The organism is Micromonospora sp. NPDC047753, from assembly GCF_040642735.1.
GTDB lineage: Bacteria > Actinomycetota > Actinomycetes > Mycobacteriales > Micromonosporaceae > Micromonospora.
Window position 1 is genome coordinate 1 of record NZ_JBEYSL010000247.1, and the last position, 9,647, is coordinate 9,647.

At 72.3% G+C, this 9,647-nt stretch carries 9 protein-coding genes; 2 read left to right on the forward strand and 7 right to left on the reverse strand.

What is annotated here, in order from left to right:
* From ABZ749_RS20495 to pseB, 6 genes are all read right to left on the reverse strand, one after another.
* The coding region (locus tag ABZ749_RS20495) for a spore coat protein (protein WP_357229978.1) at positions 1-1,012 on the reverse strand (1,012 nt) is incomplete at its 3' end.
* The gene (locus ABZ749_RS20500; protein ID WP_355007318.1) at positions 1,009-1,737 is read right to left on the reverse strand and encodes a glycosyltransferase family protein; all 729 of its coding nucleotides are present in this window, start codon (positions 1,735-1,737) and stop codon (positions 1,009-1,011) included. The genes ABZ749_RS20495 and ABZ749_RS20500, both read right to left, overlap by 4 nt.
* 41 nt (positions 1,738-1,778) lie before the next feature.
* Positions 1,779-3,605 (reverse strand): class I SAM-dependent methyltransferase, encoded by a 1,827-nt coding sequence (locus ABZ749_RS20505; RefSeq protein WP_357229965.1) that lies wholly within the window; start codon positions 3,603-3,605, stop codon positions 1,779-1,781.
* Positions 3,595-4,443 (reverse strand): hypothetical protein, encoded by an 849-nt coding sequence (locus tag ABZ749_RS20510; protein ID WP_357229967.1) that lies wholly within the window; start codon positions 4,441-4,443, stop codon positions 3,595-3,597. The genes ABZ749_RS20505 and ABZ749_RS20510 overlap by 11 nt, the downstream gene beginning before the upstream one ends.
* Before the next feature lie 10 nt (positions 4,444-4,453).
* Positions 4,454-5,611 carry an aminotransferase class I/II-fold pyridoxal phosphate-dependent enzyme gene (locus tag ABZ749_RS20515; RefSeq protein WP_357229969.1) on the reverse strand — a complete coding sequence of 386 codons (1,158 nt, stop codon included), beginning with the start codon at positions 5,609-5,611 and terminating at the stop codon, positions 4,454-4,456.
* A complete protein-coding gene (pseB, locus tag ABZ749_RS20520; protein ID WP_357229971.1) occupies positions 5,608-6,591 on the reverse strand; it encodes a UDP-N-acetylglucosamine 4,6-dehydratase (inverting) in 984 nt (327 codons plus the stop codon). Before pseB ends, ABZ749_RS20515 begins: the two co-directional genes overlap by 4 nt.
* Positions 6,592-6,955: 364 nt before the next feature.
* Between pseB and ABZ749_RS20525 the strand changes: the two genes are divergently transcribed.
* Positions 6,956-8,692, forward strand: coding sequence for a hypothetical protein (locus ABZ749_RS20525; RefSeq protein WP_357229973.1), 1,737 nt, complete (start codon positions 6,956-6,958; stop codon positions 8,690-8,692).
* 101 nt (positions 8,693-8,793) lie between these two features.
* On the opposite strand, the gene ABZ749_RS20530 is transcribed toward ABZ749_RS20525, so the two are convergent.
* The gene (locus tag ABZ749_RS20530; protein WP_357229975.1) at positions 8,794-9,303 is read right to left on the reverse strand and encodes a GNAT family N-acetyltransferase; all 510 of its coding nucleotides are present in this window, start codon (positions 9,301-9,303) and stop codon (positions 8,794-8,796) included.
* 100 nt (positions 9,304-9,403) lie between these two features.
* On the opposite strand from ABZ749_RS20530, the gene ABZ749_RS20535 reads away from it, so the two are divergent.
* Positions 9,404-9,647, forward strand: a 244-nt coding sequence (locus ABZ749_RS20535) for a prolyl oligopeptidase family serine peptidase (RefSeq protein WP_357229976.1), incomplete at its 3' end; no start/stop codon positions are given.

Genomic DNA, 9,647 nt, shown 5'->3' on the forward strand with positions numbered 1-9,647 from the left:
CGGCGAGCGTCGCGCGCCGCTGCGGCGAGCTGAGCAGCCCGTGCAGGGTTCGCGCCGCCGTCGCGCGGGCGGCTCGTCCGGCGACGCCGCTCGCGGTCAGTTCCGGCAGCTCGCCGAGGCCGGCGGCCAGGCCGTGACGAACCACCCGGGTGTACGACTCACGTTGGTTGTCGACCACGCAGACCAGTGCGCTGGGTGCGCCGAGGCAGCAGAGTTCCCAGGTCGACGTGCCGGCGGCGCTCACCACCAGGTCGGATTCGGTGATCAGTGCCGGTAGCGAGGTGGTGGGCGGGACCGCTCGGATGGTCTGCCCCCGGCCGGGGGCGACATCGTCGACCTCCGCCTCGATCTCGGGTCGGCCGACGATGACCGTGAGGTCCATCGGGTGACCGGTGGCCGCCAGCACCCGGGTCAGGACCGGGGCCGCGCCGACCGCGTCGGTGCCGCCGAAGAAGGCCAGCACCCGGGGGCGGCTGACCGCCCTGGCGGGCGGGGCGACCGGCGGCCGGGCGCTGATCACGGTGTCGCGCAGCAGGGCGTACCCGCTGCCGGCGAGCAGCCGGCCGGGCAGCGCCGCGGCGGACCCCAGCTCGGGCAGGTCCGCCCCGGCACTCAACCTGGGCAGCTCCGCTCCGAAGTTCTGGTCGAGGTAGAGGTCCGCGACCTGGCCCCGGCTGTCGCCGTCGATGATGGCGAGGGTGTGGACCCCGGCGGCGCGCACGGCGCCGGCTCCGGCCGGGTCCAGTTCGTAGGAGTCGAGGACCAGTACGTCCAGGTGGTGTCGGCGGGCCGCCTCGACCAGGTCGGCCGCCGACTCCGGGCCGGGGAGTAGCGGGATGCCCCGCGCGGCCAGCTCCGTGGTTGCCCAGTCGAGCCGTTCGACGGTGCCGAACACTGTGACGTCGGCACCCCGGGCGAGGAACTCCTCGGCGAGCGCCAGGCAGCGGACGAGGTGGCCGACGCCGCGCCGTGGCCCGGCGTCACAGCGCAACCCGACCCTCAGGGTGCTCAGGATTCCTCCAGGTGCTTCTGTCGTACGTCGGCGTTGAGCGCGCGCAGCCGGGGCTGGCCGTCGAGCCAGTCGGCGAGCTTGGCCAGCGGCACGCTGACGTCACCGAAGTGGTCGATGATCGCGCTGACCAGCGTCCAGTCCTGCTCGGTGTCGAGGGTGAGCCGCAGCGCGGAGCGGTCCGGGGTGAGCGTCACCCCGAGCACCCGGAACAGCTCCGGATGGGTGTACGCGTACGAGGTGACGTGCACCCGGTGGTGGTCGGTGGCGAGCCGGCCCAGGGTGCGCAGCGTCTCCGCTCGGATGATCTCGACGTCGAGCCCTCGGGGCAGGGTCCGGGCGATGGACGTGCTGGCGTAGTCCAGCCCGGGGACCGCCCGGTACACCGATGCGACCAGGGTGATGATCTCCGGGTCGAGCAGGGGGCAGTCGGCGGTGAACCGCATGACGGCGTCTCCCGGGTGCGCCGCGAGGGCGCCCACGAACCGGTCGAGCACGTCGTCGACCGGCCCGCGGTGGCACGGCACGTCGAGCCGCGCGCACTCGGCGGCCACCGCGTCGTCGACCGCGTCGGTGCTGGTGGCAACGACCAGGTCGGCCAGGACGCCGCTGTCGGAGGCGGCGCGTACGACCCGGCCCAGCACTGAGCGTCCGGCGAGCGGGCGGAGCACCTTGCCGGGCAGCCGGGACGAACCCATCCGAGCCTGCACGATGCCGACGATCCGCAGCCCCGCGTCGTCCGTGGAGGCCTCGGCCACCGGTACGCCGGTCACTGCTGCTCCTCCTGCTTGGGGGCGAGCACCGCGGTGGCCCGGCGTTTGGCGGCGCGGGCACCCCGTTTGGCCAGCCGGGCCGGGGTGATGGCGAGCCGGCCCACCCGGTAGCTGAGCGACCCGCTGAGCAGGCTGATCGTCGTCTCGGCCCGGCGCAGCGCCCGTTCCCGCGAGGTGAGCAGTTCCTCGGTCCACGCGGCCAGCGCCGCCAACCGGGTGAGTTCCTCGCGCTGGCGCAGCCACGCCTCGCGTAGCTGCTGGTAGCTGTGCCCGCCGACCGGCGGGTCGGTCGGCGTGACGGCGTGCAGTTCGGTGGCGAGGCCGACAGTGCCGTCGGCGTCCAGCCCGTGCAGCGCGGCGGCGATGGCCGCCTCGGCCTCGATCGCCTCGCTGACTGTCGCGCGGTCGAGGTCGTGGCCGGCGAGTCCGCCGAGCACCACGGTCAGGCCCGCGACGTCGAGTGTGGACGACCATGGGTGGGCGTACCCGCCGGTGAGCAGGCCCGCGGCGAAGCGCCACAGCCTGCGGGCGAGCACCACGTCGGCGGGCAACGCGGCGGTGGCCCGCCAGCTGGGGTCGAGCACCGCGTACCGCTCGCCGTCGACCACCACGTTGTCGGTGCCGGCCAGCGCCGCCGCTCCGGCGATCCGGCCGTCGGCATCGGCCTGGCCGGCGAGCCAGCCCGCGTACCCGTGCAGCAGCGCGCGCAGGGTGGCCAGGTCGCGGCGCAGCGAGGCGTCGAGCAGCAGGGTACGCAGCAGCCGGCCGGACGGCACCGGTCCGGACAACGCGTCGGCGTCGCGGTAGGCGGCCTCGCGGCTGGCGAACGGCGCGGCGGCCGGCGTCGTCGCGTCGGTGGCCGGGATGAGCCCCCAGCGCCAACCGGACGGGCCGTGCAGCACCTCCTGCACGCCGATGCCGGGGCGACCGGTCTGCACGAGAGCCACCGGCAGGTCCGCCTCGACGACCGGCGTGGCCGGGTCCGTGGGTTCGGCGGGCCGGTGGGCGAGGGTCAGCCAGCCCGGTGCGAGGTCGGCGGCACGCCCGGCGTGCAGGGCGTCCACCGCGAGCCGGGCCGGGTCCTGGAGCACTGTGGCGCTGGTGAAACCCCCGGCGCAGGCGCCGTGCAGCACCGCGTCGAACAGGCCGGAGCCCGCGTCCCGGTCGAGGTGGTCGGCGTCCAGCAACGCCGTCGGGGTGCTGACATCGGGGTACGCGGCCCAGCACGCGGCCGGTCGCAGCCCTGCCGCGCCGAGCCGCTCGCGCAGTTGGTCCCGGTTGGCCGGGTGGGCGCGGTCCAGCACACCACCGATGGTCCAGGCGGAGTCGTCGCGGCGGGCGTACCAGGGGCTGGTGTCCACGAGCCGGTGCAGGCCCAGCGGGTTGTCCAGGCGCAGCAGCAACGCGCCGCCCGGCCGGACCGCGGCGACGAGTCGTGCCAGCACGGCGTCCCAGCCGAGGCGGGTGCCCTCCACCGACTCCACCGGGTCCAGCCCGGCAGCCGCGATCACCACGTCGTACGTCTCGTCGTCGGGTAGCCCGGCCGGGCCGCCCACCACCACGCGGGCGGCCCGGTCCGCCAGCGCCACCGCGTCCAGGTGGCTGCGCAGCAGGCAGGTGACCTCGGCGTGGGTGAGCTGGTCGAGCAGTGCCGGGTCGTGTGGACCGGCCACCAGGACCCGGGCGCCGGGCGGCACCAGCCGTGCGGCCAGCGCGGCGAGCGGCCCACCGTTGGCCAACCGTTCCTGCGGCAGGTCCGACCAGGCCAGCATCTCGCCGCCCGGCAGGGTGATCCGGTCGGCGGGTGCCGTCTCAGTCGTCACTGTCTTCCTCTTCCTCCTGGAGGTTCGCCCAACCGAGCAGCTCGCGAAGCTCGGCGGGCGTGCATCGGTGGTCGGTGCCCAGCTCGGCGCGGGCGATCTCGACGGCGGTGGGCAGGTCGACAGTGGTGCCGTGCAGCTGCGGCCACTGCCGTCGGATCCGAGCGGTACCGCCGAAGGTGGGGTCCTCGTTGGACAGGATCATCGGGTCGCCGTAGACCGCCGGCTCGCATCCGGCCGCGATGCCGTAGAAGATCGCGCTGGTCAGCCGGTTGGATGCTACCCGGCGGTGGCGGCGCAGTTCGGTGAGCTGTCGGTCGAGGAACTCCGGGTCGGTGTCCTTCCACCAGTGTCCCCGGTAGCCGTGGCAGATCACCCGGAACCCGGCGCGCTCGTAGAGCCGGCGTACGTTGCGCATCCGGTACTCGTGCCAGTACAGGCAGACCGTGACCGGACCGGGCTCGGTGTCCTGGATGAGGTCGATCAGTTTGCGGTGGTCGCCCTTGACGTGTTGACCCTCCCAGCCGTGGAACGGGTACCAGATCGTGCCCTCCCGCTCCTCGGCCGGTGGTTCCTCGGGTCGCATCGCCAACAGGTAAGTGAACGGCGCGCCGATGACCACCACGTTGCGTCGCCCCACCGACCAGGCCCGGCGGCGGGTCTGCTCCGACCAGAGCAGGCTGGGGGTGCGTTCGGCGTACGGGTGGCCGGGGGCCAGGCCGTCACCGATGTTCCAGCCGTGCTGCACGTACCCGTTGATCCGGGGTGGGTGCCGGTCGCCGAGGCCGGCGTAGCGGGCCAGCACATGCGCGTGGCCGTAGAAATGGTTGGCGTGGTGCATCAGGTTCCCATCAGACGGCGAGACGCACCGGGCCACCGCGCACAGCGGCGGTCAGCGCGTCGATGACGCGGTCCTGGTCGGCGTCGCTGAGCCCCGGGTACAGCGGCAGCGAGAGCTGCTGGGAGTAGAACGACTCGGCCACCGGGCAGGATCCGCGCCGGTAACCCAGGTCGGCGAAGGCCGGGTGCCAGTGCACCGGGATGTAGTTGACCTGGACGCCGATGCCGGCGGCGCGCATCCGGTCGTACACCTCGCGGCGGCGTCCGTCGAGCACTCGGATCGGGTAGAGGTGCCAGGCCGGGTCGGCCCACGACCTGCGGTTGGGCAGCAGCACGCCGTCCAGGTCGGCCAGCGCCTCGTCGTAGCGGGCGACCAGGGCGCTGCGGCGGGCCGTGAACTCGCCGAGCCGACGTAGTTGGCTGCGGCCCAGGGCGCAGAGCACGTCCGGCAGCCGGTAGTTCAGCCCGAACTCGTGCACCTCCTGGTGCCAGTCGCCCTCGTCCGGGAACCGCAGGTCGTCGCGGTCGCGGACCACGCCGACACCACGGAACCGGCGGGCCCGCTTCAGGATCTCCGGGTCCAGTGCCGCGACCGCGCCACCCTCGGCGGTGGTCAGGTTCTTCGTGGGAAAGAACGAGAACGTGGTGAGGTCGGCGAGCGAACCGACCGGCCGACCGTGGTACGTACCGCCGACGGAGTGCGCCGCGTCGGCGAGCAGCAGCGCGTCGCTGCCCTCGATCGACGTGCGCAGCGCGTCGTAGTCGGCGGGGTGGCCGGCGTAGTCGACGGCGGCGACGACCTTCGTGTGCGAGGTGACCGCGGCGGCGGCCGCCGCCGGGTCGAGGCAGAACGTCTCGTCGTCGACGTCGGCGAACACGATCTTCGCGCCGAGGGCGACCGCGCTGCTGGCGGTCGCCACGAACGTCATCGGCGGGACGACCACCTCGTCGCCCGGCCCCACCCCGGCCGCCGCGTACGCCACGTGCAGCGCCGCGGTGCCGTTGGAGACGGCGGCGACACCGACTCCGCCGGTCCACCGGGCGAGGTCGGCCTCGAAGGCGTCGACCTGCGGACCGGTGGTGAGCCAGTCGCCGCGCAGCACGTCGGCGACGGCGGCGACGTCGTCCTCGCTGATCGACTGCCGGCCGTACGGGAGCATCCCCGTCATCCGTTGATGCCGAGCATGTCGCGCAACTGCTCGACGCTGAGCCACTCGTCGTTGGTGTCCGACTGGTAGGCGAAGCCGTCCGGCACCGGGTCGCAGTCGCTCGGCGCCTGGTAGCCCCAGGTGGCGATGGTCGGTTGGACGATGAACCGGCCGTCGGCACGCAGCGTCCGCCGGCTGTCGTCGGGCGCGATCATCTCCTCGTGCAGCTTCTCGCCCGGCCGGATCCCGATCTCGTGGGTGGTGGCGTCCGGGGCCACGGCCTCGACCAGGTCGAGGATGCGCATGCTCGGGATGCGCGGTACGAACAGCTCGCCGCCCTGCATCTGGTCGAACGAGTCCATGACGAACTGCACGGCCTGGTCCAGGGTGATCCAGAAGCGGGTCATCCGCTTGTCGGTGATCGGCAGACTCTTGCCCTCGGCGGCCAGCCGGCGGAACAGCGGGACCACCGAGCCGCGGCTGCCCACCACGTTGCCGTAGCGCACCACCGAGAACCGGGTGGGGTGCTGGGCGGCGTAGTGGTTGGCCGAGACGAACAGCTTGTCGCCGACCAGCTTGGTCGCGCCGTACAGGTTGATCGGGCTGGACGCCTTGTCGGTGGAGAGCGCGATGACCTTCTTGACGCCGGCCTCGATCGCCGCGTCGACGACGTGCTGCGAGCCGGTGATGTTGGTGGCGATGTACTCCGAGGGGTTGTATTCCGCGGTGTCCACCTGCTTCAGCGCGGCGGCGTGCACCACGTGGTCGACGCCGTGCATGGCCCGGGTGAGGCGGTGCCGGTCCCGGATGTCGCCGATGAACCAGCGCAGCCGCGGGTCGTCGCCGAGCTGCTGGCGCAGCTCGTACTGCTTGAGCTCGTCGCGGGAGAACACCACCACGCGGGCGGGGTCGGCCTCGTTGAGGATGTGCCGGAGGAACGTCCTGCCGAAGGAACCAGTTCCCCCGGTGATCAGAATGGACGATCCATTCAACTCACTCAATGTGGTGCTCCCGTGTTCGTGGATGAACGAGCGGCCCTGGGCCGGCCGACCGGGGTGACACGCTAGCCATGGCGGGTTAACTCCCCGACGCTCGCGGGTGAACCGCAACCTCTGCTCCCGTGAATGCCGAACACCGCGCAGGCGAACACTTCCGACCGCCCCGGATGTGGGCTGACCTGGCCGGACCGGGCCGTTACAGTGACCGCGCGAACGACCCGGCGGCCCGGCGCGCAGCCAGGTCAGGCGTTCACCCGACATCCACACCGGCTCGGTGCGAGCGGGCCGCCCCGAGCGTCTCCGACGCCGGGCGGTGGGCCCGTGAATCCGCGCGGGCCCGGTACGGCCGGCAATTCTGGAGGCGTTCATGGCACCCGGTAGTGACGTGATCGAACGGCCGGTGGTGGCGGCCGGGACGCCGAGCGGCCCGCCCGCCCGACGGTGGCTGGTGCCGCTGCTGCTGGTCGTCGGTTGGATGCTCAGCGTGGCCTGGCGCATGTGGTGGTCCCGGCACACAGTGCTGCCCATCGCGCACACCGACGAGGACAGCTACCTGAACACCGCCCGCGCGTTGGCCGGCGGTCCGGGGGGCTTCAGCAGCGAGAACGACCTGCTGCGCCGGGTCGGCTACCCGATGCTGATCTCGCCGGCGTTCCTCGGGGACCGGGACTTCACCGACAGCTACCGGATCGTCCAGCTGATCAATTCGATGGCGAACTCGACGTTGCTGCCGCTGGCGTACCTGTTCGGTCGTCGTCTGTTTCAGCTGCGCCGCTCGTACGCGCTGCTCGGCGCGGTCGCGGCGGCGACCCTGCCGGCCACCGCCTTCTACGCGGGCGTCGCCATGATCGACGCGGTGATGGCGCCGCTCGTGGTCGCCTGGCTGCTCGCCGTGCACCGCTGGATCACCCGGCCCGGCCCCCTCGCCGCCGCCACAGTGGGCCTGCTCGTCGGCGGGTTCCACCTGCTGCACTCCCGCGGCCTGGTGATCGTGGCCGTGCACGCCGGGCTGGTCCTGCTTCTGTTCGTCCGCCGCCGGATCAGCCCGCCCGTGGTGCTCGCGGCGCTGCTGCCGGTGCTCGCCATGGCGCTCGTCAACGAGGCCGCCATCCGCTACCTCGGCGGCAAGGTCTACCTGCTCGGCAGCACTCCCGGCGGCAGCACGCTCGACGCGATCGCCTCCGCCCAGGGCGTGGTCCGGGTGAGCGCCGCGGTCACCACCCAGCTCTGGTACCTCGTGGTGATCACGTTCGGACTGGCCGGGGTGGCCTGGGCCGGGGCAGTCCGCGAGCTGTGGCGTCCGCGGCACGGCGACGCGGCCCGCTGGACGATGGGCGTGGCACTGGTGGTGACCGTCGGGGTGGCCGGCGGCGCGTCGGTGATCCTGTCCGGCATCACCGGCAAGCCGCTGGACGCGATCTACGGCCGGTACGTGCAGATGCTCGCGCCGTTCTGGCTGCTGGTCGGCGTGGGGGTGCTGTTCACCGCCGGCTGGCGGGTGGTGCTGCGCCGGGCGGCGGTCGCGGTGGCGTTGCTGGTTGGTGGCGGCGCGCTGATCGCGGCCCGACTCGCGTACGTGGCCAGCCAGGGCCACGAGCTGCGCTACGGCGGTTTCAGCGCGCCGGACCTGGTGGCGTTGACCGGGGGCTGGCGGGAGTTGCGACCGGTTGTCGGGTCGCTGGTCGGCATCGCCGGCTGTGTGCTGCTCGTCGCCGCGGCCCGGGTGCCCCGCCTGCGGCTGCCGATCCTCGGCGCCCTCGTGGTGGTCAACCTCGTCACGATGCAGGTGATCGACCAACGAATCGTACGACCGGCCGCCGAGAGCACCGCCCCGACGCCCCGGGTGGCCGACGTGGGCGTACGCCCCGGCGAGCGCGTGTGGGCCTCGACCGGCGTGCACTACGTCCTGCGGTTCAACCTCAGCCACCAGGTGACCTGGACCGACGTCCGGTGGTTCGGTGACAAGCAGCCGCCGGCAGCGGCGCAGGTCGTGTTCGCCCGCTGGGCACCCGGGCAGGCCGACGACTGGGACGGGGCGGCCTACGGCTTCGTTCGACTCGGCGGTAACCCGGCGCAGCACTGGGCCGCCTGGCGGCGCGTCTGACCCACCGCGCCCGTTGGAATCCGCTATTCGTGAACGGCGGATGTCCACCGGGAGCACTGTCGGTTAATGGTTCCCGTCCATTTCGGAAAATGGTCCACCAATCAGCGCTGGCGGCGGTCCGCCCGAGCCAGGGAAATCGGGACGACGGTGATTTCCCGGCCGTCGGACAGCTCCTGTCGCGGTGAGCCCTCGACAAATCGGAAACGTCGGTTCATCTGTCGTACGACGGTATTGTGGCCGAGCACCTCGCCGTCGAGTCGATCCAGGTGCAGCCCGTCGAAGGCGTACTCGACGGCCTCCCGCATGACCCCCAGCCAGGCCGGCAGCGTCTCGCCCCTGGCGTCCAGGCCCTCGGCGTCGAGATAGAAACCCCACGCGCCGGTCCGAGGGCCATCCAACCGCAGGTCGAAGAAGGTGACCACACCGCAGGGCCGGTCCTCGCGGACGTACACCAGCACCCGCCGGGACGGGTCGTCGCGGACCGCCGACCACCAGCGGGCGTGCTCGGCGGCGGTGATCTCGTGGCTGGTCTTGCTGACCTGTCGATTGGTTTCCTGATTACGCCAGGACAACATCAGATGAACGTCGTCCGCCGTCGCTTCGCGCAGCACGTGCGTCTCGCTTTCCTAGCCGTTCACGTCGGGCCCCGGCACCTTACCCGGGCCTACCGGGAAATCAGATATGCATTCGTTGGGTTGTAGACTGCGGCGCATGAACGAATTGAGTCGCGCGCAGATCCGCGACCTCATGGCTCAGGTGCTGAAGAATCAGGACAAGGAGCTGCCCGCTGACGACGCGGCGCAGTTGCGGGAGATCGGCTTCCGGTCGCTCGACTTCTCCGAGCTGGCCCTGCGGGTGGAGGCGCACACCCGGGGCGGCGGTGAACTGGGCCGACGGTGGTACGACCAGGGCAAGCTGCTGGCCAAGAAGAACACCTTCACCGACTTCGTGGCGT